The 17,604-nt window shown below is 62.0% G+C and carries 13 protein-coding genes and 2 tRNA genes (1 of these 15 running past the window's edge); 12 read left to right on the top strand and 3 right to left on the bottom strand.

Features of this window, described 5'->3' with window-relative positions; genetic code table 11:
* Positions 1–4 precede the first annotated feature (4 nt).
* On the bottom strand, positions 5–760 hold the full coding sequence (locus tag V5B40_RS04200; protein WP_332353363.1) for an FFLEELY motif protein: 756 nt from the start codon (positions 758–760) through the stop codon (positions 5–7).
* A 311-nt stretch (positions 761–1,071) separates the two neighbouring features.
* Here V5B40_RS04200 and V5B40_RS04195 point away from each other — a divergent pair, with 311 nt between their 5' ends.
* The 4 genes from V5B40_RS04195 to V5B40_RS04180 are packed head-to-tail and all read left to right on the top strand — an operon-like array spanning position 1,072 to position 5,638.
* A complete protein-coding gene (locus V5B40_RS04195) occupies positions 1,072–2,535 on the top strand; it encodes a coniferyl aldehyde dehydrogenase (protein ID WP_332353362.1) in 1,464 nt (487 codons plus the stop codon).
* Positions 2,532–3,035 (top strand): hypothetical protein, encoded by a 504-nt coding sequence (locus V5B40_RS04190; RefSeq protein ID WP_332353361.1) that lies wholly within the window; start codon positions 2,532–2,534, stop codon positions 3,033–3,035. The genes V5B40_RS04195 and V5B40_RS04190 overlap by 4 nt, the downstream gene beginning before the upstream one ends.
* Positions 3,035–4,642 carry a GMC family oxidoreductase gene (locus V5B40_RS04185; protein WP_332353360.1) on the top strand — a complete coding sequence of 536 codons (1,608 nt, stop codon included), beginning with the start codon at positions 3,035–3,037 and terminating at the stop codon, positions 4,640–4,642. The genes V5B40_RS04190 and V5B40_RS04185 overlap by 1 nt, the downstream gene beginning before the upstream one ends.
* 15 nt (positions 4,643–4,657) lie before the next feature.
* Positions 4,658–5,638 carry an esterase/lipase family protein gene (locus V5B40_RS04180; RefSeq protein ID WP_332353359.1) on the top strand — a complete coding sequence of 327 codons (981 nt, stop codon included), beginning with the start codon at positions 4,658–4,660 and terminating at the stop codon, positions 5,636–5,638.
* On the opposite strand, the gene V5B40_RS04175 is transcribed toward V5B40_RS04180, so the two are convergent.
* Entirely contained in the window at positions 5,635–6,210 is a 576-nt protein-coding gene (locus tag V5B40_RS04175) for a VTT domain-containing protein (protein ID WP_332353358.1), read from the bottom strand. The two genes, V5B40_RS04180 and V5B40_RS04175, sit on opposite strands and share 4 nt — an antisense overlap.
* A 200-nt stretch (positions 6,211–6,410) precedes the next feature.
* On the opposite strand from V5B40_RS04175, the gene V5B40_RS04170 reads away from it, so the two are divergent.
* From V5B40_RS04170 to V5B40_RS04135, 8 genes are all read left to right on the top strand, one after another.
* Positions 6,411–7,190 carry a hypothetical protein gene (locus V5B40_RS04170; RefSeq protein WP_332353357.1) on the top strand — a complete coding sequence of 260 codons (780 nt, stop codon included), beginning with the start codon at positions 6,411–6,413 and terminating at the stop codon, positions 7,188–7,190.
* 436 nt (positions 7,191–7,626) lie between these two features.
* Positions 7,627–8,979, top strand: a complete 1,353-nt coding sequence (tig, locus tag V5B40_RS04165; protein WP_332353356.1) for a trigger factor — start codon at positions 7,627–7,629, stop codon at positions 8,977–8,979.
* A gap of 32 nt (positions 8,980–9,011) precedes the next feature.
* The gene (gene clpP, locus V5B40_RS04160) at positions 9,012–9,641 is read left to right on the top strand and encodes an ATP-dependent Clp endopeptidase proteolytic subunit ClpP (RefSeq protein WP_332353355.1); all 630 of its coding nucleotides are present in this window, start codon (positions 9,012–9,014) and stop codon (positions 9,639–9,641) included.
* A gap of 59 nt (positions 9,642–9,700) precedes the next feature.
* Positions 9,701–10,972 (top strand): ATP-dependent Clp protease ATP-binding subunit ClpX, encoded by a 1,272-nt coding sequence (clpX, locus tag V5B40_RS04155; RefSeq protein ID WP_332353354.1) that lies wholly within the window; start codon positions 9,701–9,703, stop codon positions 10,970–10,972.
* A gap of 83 nt (positions 10,973–11,055) precedes the next feature.
* Positions 11,056–13,488, top strand: coding sequence for an endopeptidase La (gene lon / locus V5B40_RS04150; RefSeq protein ID WP_332353353.1), 2,433 nt, complete (start codon positions 11,056–11,058; stop codon positions 13,486–13,488).
* 173 nt (positions 13,489–13,661) lie between these two features.
* Positions 13,662–13,737: transfer RNA gene (locus V5B40_RS04145), tRNA-Val, on the top strand.
* Between the two features lie 23 nt (positions 13,738–13,760).
* Positions 13,761–13,837, top strand: a tRNA-Asp gene (locus V5B40_RS04140).
* Between the two features lie 75 nt (positions 13,838–13,912).
* Positions 13,913–15,826, top strand: coding sequence for a SurA N-terminal domain-containing protein (locus V5B40_RS04135; protein WP_332353352.1), 1,914 nt, complete (start codon positions 13,913–13,915; stop codon positions 15,824–15,826).
* A gap of 246 nt (positions 15,827–16,072) precedes the next feature.
* Here V5B40_RS04135 and groL read toward each other — a convergent pair whose 3' ends face one another.
* Positions 16,073–17,604, bottom strand: the 3' portion of a protein-coding gene (gene groL, locus V5B40_RS04130; RefSeq protein WP_332353351.1) for a chaperonin GroEL. 133 nt of this gene lie beyond the right edge of the window; 1,532 of the gene's 1,665 nt are visible here — the last part of the coding sequence; its start codon lies off the right edge, out of view; its stop codon occupies positions 16,073–16,075.

The raw sequence follows: 17,604 nt of genomic DNA, 5'->3' as shown, positions 1-17,604 counted from the left end.
CGCTTCAGTGAGGGTTCCCGGGCTGTGCCTGGATCAGAAAAGGATCGCCGACGCCGTCGAAAAGGCGGCTCATGACTTGCTGCTCCTTGTTTTCGATGGCGTCCAGAAAGTCGCTGGCCGAGCCCATGCCGCGAAAGGCATTGAAGCCGCGGTCCAGGAACTGGTGCAGGTCGGCGAGTCCGGCGAGTTGCGCGGGGTGACGCATCATTTTGAGGAGGCTGCTCAGCAGCGGTTTTTTGGTCAGCTTGTCGAGTGCCTGGCCGGTTTCACGAATCAGGACGATTTGGTGCTGGCGCGCGGCCCGGCAGGCGACGGCACGATAGGCCGCGGCGTAGGCGGCTTCGTCGATGTGCTCGATCTGCCCAGCGCGGCACAGTTCGGTGACCATCGCCGAGTCGAGTTCTTCAGTCAAGGCATCGAGTTCGACTGCCAGCGCGAGGGTGCGCAGGGCCGACGCCGGTAGCATCTTGATCAGCAAGGGCAGGATGCGTTCGACTTCCTCGTCGCGGCAGCTGAAGTCCTTGGGCCCGTAGAGGTCCGAGATGAAGAAGCTGGCGGCGGGTCCGAAGCGCGGACTGCCAAGCAGTTGACGATGGCTGCGCGCCAGGCGACCGGCCTGCCATTCACGCAGGGACAGGCGCGCGCGTGCTGCCGCCGGTTCCAGGTTCGCCTGCTGGCGCAGGTACTTCGCCGCTTTCAGGTGTCGGCGCAGTGCTGCGGCGCTTTGCTGTTTCTCGATGGCGGCTGTCGAATCGTTCATGGCGAGGATTATGCCAGGCCGCGCGGAGGCTGTTTAGAGGGCTTCACCTAACGAGCAGCGCAGCTGCAACATACACTTGCTTTGGAACACCGCTTACTGTGAAAGTCGCGTACGCGACTCACGAATCTCCCTTCTCTCGTTGCGGGAGAAGGGCCAGGGGTGAGGCGGGGAATTCAGGGAGCATGCTCCCTGCCCGGCGAACGATTCCGGCGTGCAGGCCGAAATGCGCACTGCAAGTGAGAGGAGGGCGGTCATGACTTTCATGATCCGGGGTTTCTCGGCCGGTCATGACCGTTAGCAAGGAGTACTTGATGTCTCATTCTAAAAGCTCTGAAACCTCGACCGCGCGCCTGGCCCAGCGTCAGGCGCAGCCGCTGGCCGAGCGCTTTGCCCTGCAGCAGGTTGCGGCACGCGGCGACCCGAATCCGGAGCGCGCAGTCCGCGAACGCCGTTTGGCGGCTCTCGATCAGATGCTGCGTGATAACGCGGTGGCGATTGGCGAAGCGGTCAGTCGCGATTTCGGCCACCGTTCGCCGGCTGAAACGCGTTTGCTCGAGCTGTTCCCGAGTTACGAAGCGATTCGCCACGCACGCCGCCATCTGCGCCGCTGGATGCGTCCGCAGCGGCGCTCGGTGTCGCTGTGGTTCCAGCCGGGGCGGGCAGAAGTTCGCTATCAGCCGCTCGGCGCCGTGGGCATCATCGTCCCCTGGAATTACCCGATTTTCCTGGCCATTGCTCCGCTTGCCGCGGCACTGGCAGCCGGCAATCGGGCGCTGGTCAAGATGTCCGAGATGTCGCCGCATACCGCCGCGCTGTTCGCCACCCTGGTCGCCAAGACTTTTTCTGCTGACGAGTTGTCGGTGGTCGAAGGCGACGCCAGCGTCGCGCAGGCGTTTTCGCAACTGCCTTTCGATCATCTGCTATTTACCGGTTCGACCGTCGTTGGCCACCATGTCATGCGCGCGGCAGCCGACCATCTGACGCCGGTGACGCTTGAACTCGGTGGCAAGTCGCCGGCGATCATCGGTCCCGGGCTGGCGGCGAGCAAGGATTTCGCGCACGCCGTCGAGCGCATTCTGATCGGCAAGTGCATGAACGCCGGCCAGACGTGCATCGCGCCGGACTATGTTTTGCTGCCCGCCGGTGACGAACAGGCGTTCATCGACTGCGCTCGCGCCGTCGTCGCCAGCGCCTATCCGCAACTGGCGACGAATGGCGATTACTCGACGATCATCGACCCGCGCCACTACGCTCGCCTCAGCGCTTACGTCGACGAGGCCCGGGCGAGCGGCGCAAAGATCATCGAACTGGCCCCCGGTGCGGCCGCCGACGCGGCGAAACGCTGCTTGCCGCCGTTGGCGCTACTCGGCGTCGGCGACACGCAACGCGTCATGCAGGAGGAAATCTTCGGGCCGCTGCTGCCGATTCGGCCGTACCGGCATCTCGACGAGGCGATTGCTTTCGTGAACAGCCGGCCACGCCCGCTGGCGCTGTACTACTTCGATAGCGATCGCGAGCGTACCGAGCGAGTGCTCAATGAAACCGTTTCCGGCGGGGTGACGATCAACGACACCATCCTGCACATCGCCCAGGACGATCTGCCTTTCGGCGGTGTCGGCGCCAGTGGTATGGGCTGCTATCACGGTTTCGAGGGCTTCGAGACCTTCTCCTCCAAGAAGGGCGTCTTCCGGCAGTCGCGGCTGTCCGGCATCGGCCTCTTCAAGCCGCCGTACGGCCGCTTGTTCAAGCTTTTGACGCGGATCCTGATGCGATGACTTACGGGCGTCGACAGTTTATCCAGACCGGTCTCGCCGGTGGACTGCTACTGTCCTTTTCCGGTTGGCTCAACGCCGCCGGGCCGCGGCGTTTCAGCGCCGCTGAACGCGAGATGCTTGGCGCCGTGGTCAACGCCATGCTCGACGGCGTCCTGCCAGCGCAGAACACACAACGGCAGCCTCTGGTGGAGCAAACCGTCGACGGCATGGCGAAGGCCGTGGCCGGTCTTTCTGCCGCCAGCCAGCAGGAAATCGGCGAGCTCTTCGGACTGCTGGTGATTGCGCCGGCGCGTATGCTACTTGCCGGCGTCGGCAAGCCGTGGCGTGAGGCCAGCGTCGCAGAAGTTGGCGAATTCCTGCAGTCCTGGCGGTTCAGCCGCCTCAGCCTGCTGCAGAGTGCTTACGGGGCTTTGCACGATCTCAGCTACGGCGCCTGGTACGGACGTCCGGAGACCTGGAAGGCGATCAGCTATCCCGGACCACCGCGAGGGTATTTCTGATGGAAGATCCCATCAAGCTCGGCCTGGCTGGCGGCTGGAAACATATTGACGCATCGGCATTGCCGCACAGCCAGACGATCGATACCGATGTGGTCATCGTCGGCACCGGTGCCGGCGGCGGCGTTACCGCCGATCTGCTCAGCGCCGCCGGTCTGCGCGTCGTCCTTATCGAAGAGGGGCCGCTGCGCTCGTCGAGCGACTTCAGGATGCTCGAAAGCGAGGCCTACCCCGAGTTGTACCAGGAATCGGCGGCGCGCAAGACGGCCGACAAGGCGATCAACATTTTGCAGGGCCGCTGCGTCGGCGGTTCGACGACGGTGAATTGGACCAGCAGCTTTCGCACCCCGCCCGAGGTCTTCGACTTCTGGCAGCGCCACTACGGTCTGCACGAGCTCAGCGCCGAGTCGATGAGTTCGTGGTTCGCGGTCATGGAGCACAAGCTGTGGGTGCGTCCCTGGGATACGCCGCCGAACCCGAACAATGCGCTCCTCGCCGCCGGTGCCGAGAAGCTCGGCATTGCGGTCGGCCATATCAAGCGCAACGTCAAGGGCTGCTGGAACCTTGGTTATTGCGGTATGGGCTGCCCGACCAACGCCAAGCAGTCAATGTTGCTGACCACCATCCCGGCCGCCTTGAACCGCGGCGCGACCCTTTATACCCGCCTGCGCGGCGAGCGTTTGCGTTTCGATGGCAGCCAGGTCGCAGCGCTTGACTGCAGTGCACTGCAGGCCGACGGCATTCATCTTTCCGGCCGGCGACTGCATTTTCGTGCCCGCCACTTCGTCCTTGCCGCCGGCGCCATTGGCAGTCCGGCGCTGCTCATGCGCAGCAGTGTTCCCGATCCCTACCGGCTGCTCGGCAAGCGCACTTTCCTGCACCCGGTGGTGATTTCCTCGGCGCTGATGGACGATCGCGTCGACGCCTACGCCGGTGCGCCGCAGTCGATCTACAGCGATCACTTCCTGCGCCAGGCGCCGATCGACGGTCCGCTGGGCTTCAAGCTCGAAACGCCGCCACTGCACCCGGTGCTCTATTCGACGACGTTGCAGGGTTACGGCGAGGCGCACGCTCGCCTGATGCGCGACTTCACCAAGGTCAACGTCGTGCTCGCGCTGTTGCGTGACGGCTTCAACCCCGCAAGCCGCGGTGGCCGCGTTCGCCTCGGCGCCGGTCGCCTGCCGGTGCTCGACTATCCGCTCGACGCGGTGATCTGGGAGGCCGCACGCCGCGCTTTGCTGGCGATGGCGGAGATCCAGTTCGCCGCCGGTGCGCGTTGGGTGACTCCGGTGCACGAGACGACGCCTGGCTATTCGACTTGGGCCGCGGCCAGGAAAGGAATCGCCGAACTGCCGCTCGAGCCTTTCCTCTGCCGGGTGGTCAGCGCGCACGTGATGGGCGGTTGCGGCATGGCCGATGCTCCGCAGCGCGGTGTCGTCGATCACCGCGGACGACACTTTTGGCTCGATAATCTTTCGGTGCTCGACGGTTCGGTTTTTCCGACCAGCCTGGGCGTCAATCCGCAGCTTTCCATTTATGGCCTGGTTGCTCGCAATGCCAGTCTGCTAGCCGCCGAGTTATCGGGCCGGCCGTTTCCCGCCATCCCCTGAAGGAGTCATACCGCCATGCTCGCACGCGCCCTTCGCCTTTCGCATACCCTGGAAATCACGTTCTACGTGATCCTGGTGATGAGCGTTGGCGACACCTCATTTGTCGCCGCCATTCCTCTTGCGCTGCTGATCCTGCTCGCGCTGCGCGCCGTGCTGATCGCTGTCAGCTACGCCTATGCCCGGGCCTACGGCTTGTTGGCTCCGCGCTTGTCGAGGCGGCAAAGGCTTTTGATGGTGCTTGGCGAGTACGCGAGTTTTGTCGTCACCTTCATCGTCATCATGCCTTTCGAGCGCTGGTGGATGGGCGACGATTGCCTGCAAGCGCAGGCTGACGAAGGGCAAACAGCGGCTGCTGTGGCTGAGCGCAGGCGGCCGCCGATCCTGCTGATACACGGCTATGGTTGTTCGCGCGGTGCATGGTGGTGGCTGCGTGGACACCTCGAAGCGGCCGGCTGGACGATGGCGACGATCAGCCTGGAACCGATCTACACGAGCATCGACAATTACGTCGATCCCGTGGCCAGGCGGGTCGACGACCTGCTCGCCGCGACCGGTGCCGCACAGGTGATCCTCGTTGGCCACAGCATGGGCGGGCTGGTTGCACGTGCCTATCTGCAGCGCTATGGTGACGCCAGCGTCGCCCGGCTGCTCACCCTCGGGACTCCGCATCAGGGCAGCGAACTGGCTCGCCTCGGCCTCGGTGACAACGGTCGCCAGATGCGCCCGCACAGCCCCTGGCTGCAGGCCCTGGCCAGTCCACCCGCAAGCGTCGACGCAGTGGCCTTCTACAGTCCGCACGACAATTTCGTTATGCCGCCAGCGCTGCTCGAATTGCGCGGCGCGCAGGAGCAAAGGATTGACGGCGTCGGACACCTGGCGATGCTTTACTCGCCGCGTGTCATTCAGGCGCTGCTGACGGTGCTCGAGCAGACTGCGGCGCGTCACCCGGGCGCAATGAGCGATACCGGCGAGATCACTAATGCCGCAGACGCCTAGCCCAGCCGCAGCAGCCGCGCCAGGTAGTCGAAAAACAGGCAGTACAGGGCGATCGGCAGCGGCAGGCCGAGGAGCGTGGCGATCATGTACTCGCGAAAGCGCACCCCCGACATCGCCAGCGCGTAGTTGAGCGCCGGCACGGTCTGGAAGAGGACTCTCAGGACGACCATGCTGCCGATTGGCCGGGCGTCGAGCTGTGCCAGCAAGCGCGTGGCGATGGGACTGTTCAACTGCCGCAAGGCATCGCCGCCGAGCAGGCGAATGCTCAGGAAAGTGAGCGCACACGACACGCACGCGGCAAGGTAAGTCACTGCGCCACCCCAGATGCGGCCGAGGGCGAGCACTGCCGCGGCCAGGAAAATCCACCCCGGAATCTGGATCAGATTGCCGAGCGCAAACAGCGCCACGAAGATCAGCAGTCCGCTGCGCTTGTTCTCCAGGAAGCGCTCCTGCAGAAATTGCAAACTGAAGTGGTCGCGCAGCCCGGACAGCTCGAAGCTGGCGAAGAGCACGCCGAGAAACAGGGCCACGGCGAAGAGGCGCGGCCAGGGGATGGCGCGCTGCTTCAGCATGCGGCGGTCGAATTCATGGCTTCTTCCTGTCGCAAAAAAATACTTCGGCTCGACTGCAAGTCATGCACCTTATTCCGGCAAGCTGCTTGGCCACTGGGTCGATGGAGTATCGCGTTGGCTTGCGCAGACGACAGAATCTTGCCAGACCCGCAGCGCAGGTCGATACTGAGTGTATCTTCTGGCTATGCGAGCATTCTCCGATGCGACAGCGCCTGCTCCTCCTCCTGTTTGCGCTTCCCACCTTGGCGGCCGAGCAGGAAGTCTTCGTCACTCGCGGTGCCGGCAGCCCTGTCTTCTCTGATCGGCCGCAGCCTGGCGCCAAGGCGGTGACCTTGCCACCGATCAACGTCGTCGAGCCCCTTCCCGTGTCGAAAGCCGATGCCAGCCCACGATCATCTGAGGAAGAAGGCAGACCGCAGGCAGCGACGCCCGCTTACCGCAGCTTCCGCATTGTCTCCCCGGAGGACAACGGCAGCGTCGCCGCCAACAGCGCGCTCTTCGACGTGCGTGTTGCCGTCGAGCCGCCGCTGCAGCTCGGCGCCGGGCATGCGATCGAAGTCAGCGTCAACGGTCAGGCCGTCGGGCAGCGCTTTACGGCCAGCGAATTTACGATTCCTCCGGAGTTCTGGGGCGATGTATTGCCGCCAGCCAATCAGCGCCAGCAGCTCGACGCGACGATCGTCGACCGCTACGGAGCGGTGCTTGAACAGGCCGCGCCGGTGACCTTCATCCTGCGCCATGTTTCTGGCGGCTATCAGCGACCGTGGCACGGGCCAGGTTACCGGCCGGGCTATGCGCCAGGACACCGACCAAGGCCGACGCCACTGCCAATCGAAAAGCCACAGCCGCCGCCGGCGCAGCCATTTGACCCCTGGGAGAAGAAATTTAAGCAGGAGGGGTTGCGTTTCTACGACCCGCAGGCGCAGCCCGGGCGGGATAAGCCTCGGCGGGATGTGACGAAACCTGGTGATGGTCGTTGATGGCGCGAAGCCGCTGGCCGTCTTGCGCACGCGCCTCGCTTGGAGCGCCCGGGCGTCGTCCACAAGGCGCCGAGCACAAGCCCGCGGATCGTCCGCAGCCCCCCACACGTGTGCCGCAGGTTTCGAGCCACTAATTATTGCTGTAGAATCCTCTGCTTTTCGTATGCGATGCGGCGGAATGATCGTGCGAGCGCGAATGCGAAGCTGAAGTGAGTGGAGTTTCCCGAGCGTGTATTCGCTCGCTTGTGGGTGCTTGGCGAACACTCATCGAGACGGCTTGCATCGTGAACGCTGCGGCTGTCGAAGCTTGACGTGCAGGCAGGATGGTCTCTGCCTCTTCGCTCTGGCAGCTGAGTGCCGCATGGTCCGGAGGCACGGGCTCTTTCGGCCGAGCCAGAACACACACACTTTTTAGCCCGTATGACAAGGATTCTTAATGGAAACAAACGCCGCTAATACTGACACTGACGTCGTCGCCGAGACCGGCGCTGCCGCAGAAGCAGCCGTAAACCCACTTGAGCGCCGACTCGATCTATCGATCGCTCTCGCCGATCTCGACAAGGAAGTCGATCAGCGTCTGAAGCGCCTTGGCAAGAATATGAAGATGTCGGGCTTTCGCCCCGGCAAGGTGCCGGCGAGCATCATTCGGCAACAATATGGTGACCAGGCTCGCCAGGAAGCGCTCAGCGAGGCGCTCGGCAGCTTGTTCAGCGAGGAGGTGACGAAGCAGCAGTTGCGCGTTGCCGGCAGCCCGAAGATCGAGAACGGGAGCGGCGAGAGCACGACACACCTGCAATTTTCGGCGGTCTTCGAAGTTTTTCCCGAGATCGTGGTCAAGGATGTTTCGGCTATGGAAGTCGAGCGTCCGGTTCTTGACGTCGGCCCCACGGAGGTCGACGGCACGATCGAGATCCTGCGCAAACAGCGGGTGCGCTATGAGCCGGTCGATCGGGCGGCCGCGAGCGGCGACCGGGTGAGCATCGACTTTCTGGGCAAAAAGGATGGCGTGCCTTTCCAGGGCGGGGAGGGCAAGGATTATCAGTTCGTTCTCGGTGAAGGCAAGATGTTGGCCGACTTCGAGAGTGCCGTGATCGGCACTCCCGCGGGCGAAAGCAAGTCCTTCGAGATGACTTTTCCGAGTGAGTATTTCTCCAAGGAACTCGCCGGTCAGACGGTGAGCTTCGCGATCACGGTCAAGGAAGTTGGCGATCCGGTGCTGCCGGAAGTCGATGCCGACTTTGCCAAGGGACTGGGCGTGGAAGATGGCGACCTGGTCAAGATGCGGGCCGAAATCGAGGGCAATCTCAAGCGCGAGGTGAAGAAGCGCCTGCAGGCGAAGATTACCAGCCAGGTGATGGACTCACTGCTCGAAGCCAATCCGATCGCCGTGCCGGGAACGCTGGTCGACCGCGAGATCGAGCGCCTGCAGGATCTGGCCCGCCAGGATATGGAGCAGCGCGGGATGAAGGTCAAGGACCTGCCGATGCAGCGCGAATGGTTCGTGGATCAAGCGACCCGCAGGGTGCGGCTGGGTCTGGTTCTTGCCGAGATCGTCAAGAACAACGAGCTGCAGGCGAAGCCGGAGAAGGTGCGGGCGCTGGTCGAGGAGGCCGCGCAGAGCTACGAACATCCCGAGGAAGTCGTCCGCTGGTACTATGCGCAGCGCGAGCGCCTGGGCGATTTCGAGAGCGCGGCAATTGAGGCCAACGTGGTGGACTGGATGCTGGCCAGCGTGAAAGTGGTCGACAAGCCGGTCGCCTTCGGCGAATTGATGGGGCAATCGTCCTGAACACGCAATACTCGCGCAGCAGAGGAGCTGAAATGCACATAGACCATGGCAGCAACTGGGATCCGCAGGCGCTGGGTCTGGTCCCGATGGTGGTGGAGCAGAGCGGTCGTGGCGAACGCGCTTACGACATCTACTCGCGCCTGCTCAAGGAGCGCGTCATCTTCCTGGTCGGTCCGGTAAATGATGTGACCGCCAATCTGGTGGTGGCGCAGCTGCTTTTCCTGGAGGCGGAGAATCCCGACAAGGATATCCATTTCTACATCAATTCGCCGGGTGGTTCGGTCTCGGCTGGCCTGTCGGTCTATGACACGATGCAGTTCATCAAGCCTGAAGTGTCCACCCTGTGCATGGGACAGGCCTGCTCGATGGGGGCGTTTCTGCTCACGGCTGGCGCGCGCGGCAAGCGCTTTGCCTTGCCCAATTCGCGCGTGATGATTCACCAGCCAATGGGTGGCTTCCAGGGCCAGGCTTCCGATATCGCGATTCACGCCAAGGAAATCCTTTCGCTGCGCGCCAAACTCAACGAATTGATGGCGCATCACACCGGCCAGCCGATGGAGCGTATTGAACGCGACACCGACCGTGACAATTTCCTTTCGGCCCAAGAAGCGGCAGAATACGGTCTGATCGACAAGGTACTGGCCAATCGGGGTGCGCTTTGAGCTCGCATCCGGGCGGTGTCCATAGATGTCCATACGGATTGACAGTGAGGTAGGTCGAGATGTCAGAAAAGAAAAGTGGCAGTGAGAAGCTGCTCTACTGCTCGTTCTGCGGCAAGAGTCAGCATGAAGTAAAAAAACTGATTGCCGGGCCGTCAGTGTTTATCTGCGACGAGTGTATCGAGCTCTGCAACGACATTGTGCGCGACGAGATCGCCGGTGAGCAGGGCGGTAAGGGTGCCGACGGCGAACTGCCGACCCCGAAAGAAATTGCCGCTCTCCTCAACCAGTACGTAATCGGTCAGGAGCAGGCCAAGCGCATTTTGTCGGTGGCCGTTTACAACCACTACAAGCGCCTGCGTCATCATGGCAAGAGCAAGGATGAGGTTGAACTCGCGAAGAGCAACATCCTGCTGATCGGTCCGACAGGATCGGGCAAGACCTTGCTCGCGCAGACCCTCGCGCGGATGCTCGACGTGCCGTTCGTGATGGCTGATGCGACGACCTTGACCGAGGCCGGCTACGTCGGCGAGGACGTCGAGAACATCATTCAGAAGCTGCTGCAGAAGGCCGACTACGACACCGATAAAGCGCAGCGTGGCATCGTCTACATCGACGAAATCGACAAGATCTCGCGCAAATCCGACAATCCGTCGATTACCCGCGACGTTTCCGGTGAAGGTGTGCAGCAGGCACTGCTCAAGTTGATCGAAGGCACCGTGGCTTCGGTGCCACCGCAGGGTGGGCGCAAGCATCCGAACCAGGACTTCGTGCAGGTCGATACGACCAACATTCTGTTCGTCTGCGGGGGGGCTTTCGATGGCCTCGAAAAAGTCATTCGCGACCGTTCCGAGCGTGGTGGCATCGGCTTTGGCGCCGAGGTCAAGAGCAAGGACAGCAAGAAGGCGATTGGCGAAGTGCTGCGCAGCGTCGAGCCGGAGGATTTGATCAAGTTCGGCCTGATCCCCGAGTTGATCGGTCGTTTGCCGGTGCTTGCCACGCTCGAGGAGTTGTCGGCGGCTGCACTGGTCGAGATTCTCGTCGAGCCCAAGAACGCGCTGGTGAAGCAGTATCAGAAGCTTTTCGCAATGGAAGGCGTGGGACTGGAAATCCGTCCGGCGGCGATGATGGCGATCGCCAAAAAAGCGCTGCAAAGGAAGACCGGCGCACGTGGTTTGCGCTCGATTATCGAGTCCGTCCTGCTGGATACGATGTACGAACTCCCCGGTATGGACAATGTCTCAGAGGTCGTTGTCGACGAGAATGCCATCGTCGGCGATGCCCCGCCGATCCTGGTTTATACGGATCAACCCAAGGTTTCTGGCGGCAACTGATGTCCTGGCCGCAGCCTGCGGCTTGAAATACGGGTCCGTGCCACCATCTGAAGGCACGAACCTCAACCTGAAGGACACAATCGATGTCTGCAACCCCCAAGTTGGCTAGCGAGCCAGTCGAACTGCCGCTGTTGCCCCTGCGCGACGTGGTGGTCTTCCCGCACATGGTCATTCCGCTCTTCGTCGGGCGGCCGAAGTCGATCAAGGCTCTCGAAGTGGCCATGGAAGCGGGCAAGAGCATCCTGCTTGTCGCTCAGAAGTCCGCGGTCAAGGACGAACCGGAAGCCGAGGACCTGTATGACATTGGCTGTGTAGCCAACATCCTGCAGATGCTGAAGCTTCCCGACGGGACCGTAAAAGTGCTGGTCGAAGGCGTACAGCGTGCGCGGTTGGAGACCATAGAATCTCGCGATGAGATGTTTTTTGCACGCGCTCGCGCGGTGCTCGCCGATGACGGCGTCAATCATGAGGTCGAGGCGCTACGGCGTGCGGTGATCGCTCAGTTCGATCAGTACGTCAAACTCAACAAGAAGATTCCGCCGGAGATCCTGACCTCGATCGCTGGCATCGAAGAAGCGGGCCGCCTGGCGGACACGATTGCCGCCCACTTGCCGCTGAAGCTCGAGCAGAAGCAGGAAGTGCTCGAGATGTTCGATATTCGCGCGCGCATCGAGCGCCTGCTGACGCAACTCGAAGCCGAGATCGATATCCTGCAGGTGGAGAAGCGGATCCGCGGGCGTGTCAAGCGCCAGATGGAAAAAAGCCAGCGCGAGTACTACCTCAACGAGCAGGTCAAGGCGATCCAGAAAGAACTCGGCGAGGGTGAAGATGGCGCCGATATGGAGGACCTCGAGAAGAAGGTCAAGCTTGCCGGGATGGGCAAGGAAGGGCTCGCCAAGGCACAGGCAGAACTCCGCAAGCTCAAGCTGATGTCGCCGATGTCGGCCGAAGCAACGGTGGTGCGCAATTTCATCGAAACGCTGATCGGGCTGCCGTGGCGTAAACGGACGCGCACCAGCAAGGATCTGGCGGCGGCGGGAAAAATCCTCGACACCGATCACTGGGGTCTTGAAAAGGTCAAGGAACGGATCATCGAGTATCTCGCCGTACAACAGCGCGTCGATCGTCTCAAGGCGCCAATTCTCTGCCTGGTTGGTCCTCCCGGCGTCGGCAAGACGTCGCTCGGGCAGTCGATAGCGCGGGCGACCGGTCGCAAGTTCGTACGCATGAGCCTGGGTGGCGTTCGCGACGAGGCCGAAATTCGTGGCCATCGGCGCACCTACATCGGCTCGATGCCGGGCAAGATCCTGCAGAACATGAGCAAGATCGCCGTCAAGAACCCGCTCTTCCTGCTCGATGAAGTCGACAAGATGGGTCAGGATTTTCGTGGCGATCCGAGTTCGGCTTTGCTGGAGGTTCTCGATCCCGAGCAGAATTCGACTTTCGTCGATCACTATGTCGAGGTCGAGTACGACTTGTCGGAAGTGATGTTCGTTGCGACTGCCAACACCCTGAATATCCCGGCACCCTTGCTCGACCGCATGGAAGTGATCCGCCTGTCAGGCTATACCGAAGATGAAAAGGTCAACATTGCGCAGCGCTATCTGTTGCCCAAACAGATCAAGAACAATGGCTTGCGGGCTGGCGAATTGACTGTCGCCGAGAGCGCGCTGCGCGATATCGTTCGCTACTACACTCGCGAGGCGGGCGTGCGATCGCTCGAGCGCGACATTTCGAAGATCTGTCGCAAGGTGGTGAAGACGCTGCTGCTCAGAAGCAGTCAGCAGAAAGTTGCCGTCAGCGCGCGCAACCTCGACAAGTTTCTTGGCGTTCGGCGCTTCAACTACGGCGTCGCCGAGCGAGAGAACCAGGTTGGTCAGGTGACCGGGCTGGCGTGGACCGAAGTTGGTGGTGAGCTGCTGACCATCGAGTCGGTGGTCCTGCCGGGCAAGGGCAAGACGACGACCACCGGCAAGCTCGGCGAGGTGATGCAGGAGTCGGTCCAGGCCGCCGTTTCGGTGGTGCGCAAGCGCGCCGGATCGCTGGGCATTGATCACGACTTCTACCAGAAGAGTGACATCCACATCCATTTGCCGGAAGGCGCGATCCCCAAGGATGGCCCCTCGGCCGGTGTCGGGATCTGTACGGCACTGGTTTCGGTGCTCACCGGTATTCCGGTGTGCTGCGATGTGGCGATGACCGGCGAGATCACGCTGCGTGGCGAGGTCCTGCCGATCGGAGGCCTCAAGGAGAAGCTCCTGGCAGCGGTGCGTGGTGGCCTGGCACGGGTCTTGATCCCCGAGGAAAACGTCCGGGATTTGGCCGAGATCCCGGACAACATCAAGAACAAGCTGGAGATCATCCCGGTCAGGTGGATTGACCAGGTCTTCGCGCACGCACTCGAGCGCAAGCCGGAGGCTCTGCCCGGCGAAGCGGCACCGACGCCAGTACCGGCAGTCGCCGGGACGGCATCCGAGGGAACTTCGCCAGCCGGGCAGGCGGTGCTCAGGCACTGAGTCGGCACGGCAGCCGGGTGAGGGTGAGAGGTGGAAAGTGTCCAGTTTTCTGCCTCTCCGGCTTTTACGACGCGGCGCCAGCAGACTTGAACCTCTTCGAAGGGCCGCAATGCGGTCTGGCCAAGCGACGGCGGATGCGATAAACTCGCATTTCTTTGCTTGGATCATACGACGGGTGCTTAGCTCAGTTGGTAGAGCGCTAGCCTTACAAGCTGGATGTCGGCGGTTCGAGCCCGTCAGCACCCACCAGCATCAGGGGTTCTGCAGCGATTGGAGTGGTAGTTCAGTTGGTTAGAATACCGGCCTGTCACGCCGGGGGTCGCGGGTTCGAGTCCCGTCCACTCCGCCAATGCCAATAGGGCGAACGCAAGTTCGCCTTTTTTGTTGTATCGACAACATTTCAATGAGTTAGCAGGCTACAGCCATGATCTTCGATGCCGTTCGCAATAACAAGAGAGTCGTCCAGGTATTTCTTGCCCTGATCACCTTGCCATTTGCCTTCTGGGGTGTCGACTCCTACGTCCGCGATTCCGGCGCCGGTACGGACCTGGCCAGCGTCGGTGACTCGAAGATCACCATGCAGCAGTTCGATCAGGCATGGCGGGTGCAGCAGGATCGCTTGCGGCAAGCCTTGGGCGCCAATTTTGATGCAGCGGCCGTGAATACGCCGGAAGCGCGTTTGGCGGTGTTGAACGCGCTGGTGGACCAGCGTCTGCTGCTGCTCGAAGCGTCCAAAGGCCGACTGGTTGCGAGCAACGACCAGTTGCGGGACGTGATCAGCAAGATTCCGGCCTTGCAGGAAGACGGCCAGTTCTCGATGGCGCGCTATCAGGCGGCGCTCGCGGCGCAGGGCATGTCGCAGCCACAGTTCGAAGCGCAACTGCGTCAGGACCTCACCTTGCAGCAGTTGGTGGCTGCGATTGGCGATACCGCCATCGTCGCGAGCGGGACGAGCGAAGAGATGCTGCGCATTCAATCCGAGGAACGACAGGTCGCCGAGCTGCGTTTCACGCCGGAGCAGTTCGCTGGCCAGGTGAAAATCGATGCCGCGGCGCTTGAGAAATACTACGAAGAGAACAAGCAGCGGTTTGAAATCCCGGAACAGGCGAAGGCAGATTACGTCGTCCTGTCGCTTGAAGCGCTGATGGACAAGGTGACGGTCAGCGATGGCGAAGTCAGCGCCTGGTACGACGGCCACAAGGATCGCTACCAGACGGCCGAAGAGCGGCGCGCGAGCCACATCCTGATCCTCGTCGACGCGAATCAGGACGAGGGAAAAGCGAAAGCAAAAGCGGATGGCATTCTCAGGGAGCTTCAGGAGTCGCCGGGCAAGTTCGCCGAACTGGCCAAACAGCATTCGCAGGATCCGGGCTCTGCGCAAAAAGGTGGCGATCTCGGCTTCTTTGGTCGCGGCATGATGGTCAAGCCCTTTGAAGAGACCGTTTTCAAACTCCAGGAGGGCGAGATTTCCGGTGTCGTGCGCTCGGAGTTCGGCTTTCACATCATCCAGCTGACCGGAAGTAAGGCGGGGGCACAACGCGAGCTGGCCGACGTCCGTGCGGAGCTCGAGGACGAGCTGAAGCGTCAGGCAGCATCCCGCCAGTTCGCCGAAGCCGCGGAGGCGTTCAGCAACACGGTCTATGAGCAGCCAGACAGCTTGCAGCCGGTCGTCGAAAAATTCGACCTGAAGGTCCAGCATTCGGGCTGGTTGCCGCGCGACTCGAGTCCACCAGCGCTGGCCGCACTGGGTGAGCTCGGCAATCAGAAGGTGCTGACGGCCTTGTTTTCGGCTGACTCTCTGAAAAACAAGCGCAATACCGAAGCGATCGAAGTCGCGCCGAATGTACTGCTGTCGGCCCGCGTAGCCGAGTATCAAGCGGCGAGCAGCAGGCCTTTTGCCGAGGTGCGGGGCGACATCGAAGCCGCTCTGAAGGCCCAGGAGGCGGCGGTGCTCGCCCGCCAGGCGGGTGAGGCGAAGCTCAGTGCTTTGCTGCAGCAAGGGGGTACCGAGGTCAAGGCTGACTGGAGCCCGGTCAAGAGTGTCTCGCGAGTCGACCGCCAGCAATTGCCGGTGGCGGCGCTACAGGCCATTTTCCGGGCAAACGTGCAGAAATTGCCGGCCTATGTCGGCGCCGAAGTGGCTGGCGGGACCTACGTGCTCTACCAGATCAGCAAGGTCGGCCAGCCGGCCGTGGTCGATGAAAAGCGGCGCGAAGCGCTGCAGCGTGAGTACAGCACTGTTCTTGGTCAGGAGGACTTTGCTGCGTATCTTTCCGGATTGCGCTCGCGTTACAAAATCGATATCAATAAGTCGGCGCTGGATAGCAAGCAGCGCTAGGCGATTGTCGGAACAGGACGACCCGGATTGCGCCGCATTTTCGGTCGCCCTTGAGGCGCGACAACAGGCGCGTACAACAGGCGGGTAGTCCAATAGCCTCGGGTTGCCGGCTCAGGCAGGCGCGCGGCCGCCGGCGGATGCTTTTGCTGGAGTCGCGATAGCGTGGCTGCCCGGCAAGGGGTTCAGGAAGAAAAAAAACCCCGCCGAAGCGGGGCTTTTTCTTGAGCGGGTAAGCTCGGGCGGGACTTACATGTCCATGCCACCCATACCACCCATACCACCCATGCCGCCCATGCCGCCCATGCCGCCGCCCATGCCGCCGGCTGCCTTGTCTTCGGGCAGTTCGGCGACCATGCAGTCGGTGGTCAGCATCAAGCCGGCGATCGACGCGGCGTTTTGCAGCGCGGTGCGGGTTACCTTGGTCGGATCGAGGACGCCCATTTCAACCAGGTCGCCATACTCGCCGGTGGCTGCGTTGTAGCCAAAGTTGCCGGTGCCCTGCAGCACTGCATTGACGACGACGGAAGGCTCTTCGCCAGCATTGGCGACGATTTCGCGCAACGGTTGCTCGAGCGCGCGCAGCACGATCTTGATACCCGCCTCTTGGTCGTGGTTGTCGCTCTTGACCGCGGCCAACGCACTGCGGGCGCGTAGCAGGGCCACGCCACCACCAGGAACGATGCCTTCTTCAACAGCGGCGCGAGTGGCGTGCAGCGCATCTTCGACGCGTGCCTTCTTCTCCTTCATTTCGACTTCGGTGGCCGCACCGACTTTGATCAGGGCCACACCGCCGGCAAGCTTGGCGACGCGTTCCTGCAGTTTTTCCTTGTCGTAGTCGCTGGTCGCGGTCTCGATCTGCGCACGGATTTGCTTGACGCGGGCTTCGATGTTGCTCGAAACGCCGGCCCCGTCGATGATCGTCGTGTCTTCCTTGCCGATCTCGATACGCCGGGCTTGACCCAGTTCTTCGAGGGTTGCTTTCTCGAGCGTCAGGCCGACTTCTTCGGCAATCACCTGGCCGCCGGTGAGGACGGCGATGTCTTCGAGCATGGCTTTGCGACGGTCGCCGAAGCCCGGTGCCTTGACGGCGCAGGTCTTGAGGATGCCGCGGATGTTGTTGACCACCAGGGTGGCGAGTGCTTCACCGTCGACGTCTTCGGCGACGATGAGCAGCGGACGGCTGGCTTTGGCAACCTGTTCGAGAATCGGTAGCAGGTCACGGATGTTGGAGATCTTCTTGTCGAAGATCAGCACATACGGATTTTCCAGGATCGCATTCTGCTTCTCGTTGTTGTTGATGAAGTAGGGGCTCAGGTAGCCGCGGTCGAACTGCATGCCCTCGACGACATCGAGTTCATTGTTCAGTGACTTGCCGTCTTCGACGGTGATGACACCTTCCTTGCCGACCTTGTCCATGGCACGGGCAATAATGTCACCGATGTCGTAGTCAGCGTTGGCGGAGATCGCTCCGACCTGCGCAATTTCCTTGTTGGTCGAGCAGGGCTTGGAGAGGTTCTTAAGCTCGTCGACGGTTGCCGCTACGGCCTTGTCGATACCGCGCTTGAGATCCATCGGATTCATGCCGGCGGCGACGAACTTCATGCCTTCACGGACGATCGACTGGGCCAGCACGGTCGCGGTAGTCGTACCGTCACCGGCGATGTCGGAAGTCTTCGAAGCGACTTCCTTGAGCATCTGGGCGCCCATGTTGGCGAACTTGTCCTTGAGTTCGATTTCCTTGGCGACGGAGACACCGTCCTTGGTGACGGTCGGAGCGC

This window comes from Candidatus Accumulibacter meliphilus (assembly GCF_036625345.1).
Lineage (GTDB): Bacteria > Pseudomonadota > Gammaproteobacteria > Burkholderiales > Rhodocyclaceae > Accumulibacter > Accumulibacter meliphilus.
This window is presented reverse-complemented; position numbering and strand designations above follow the sequence as displayed.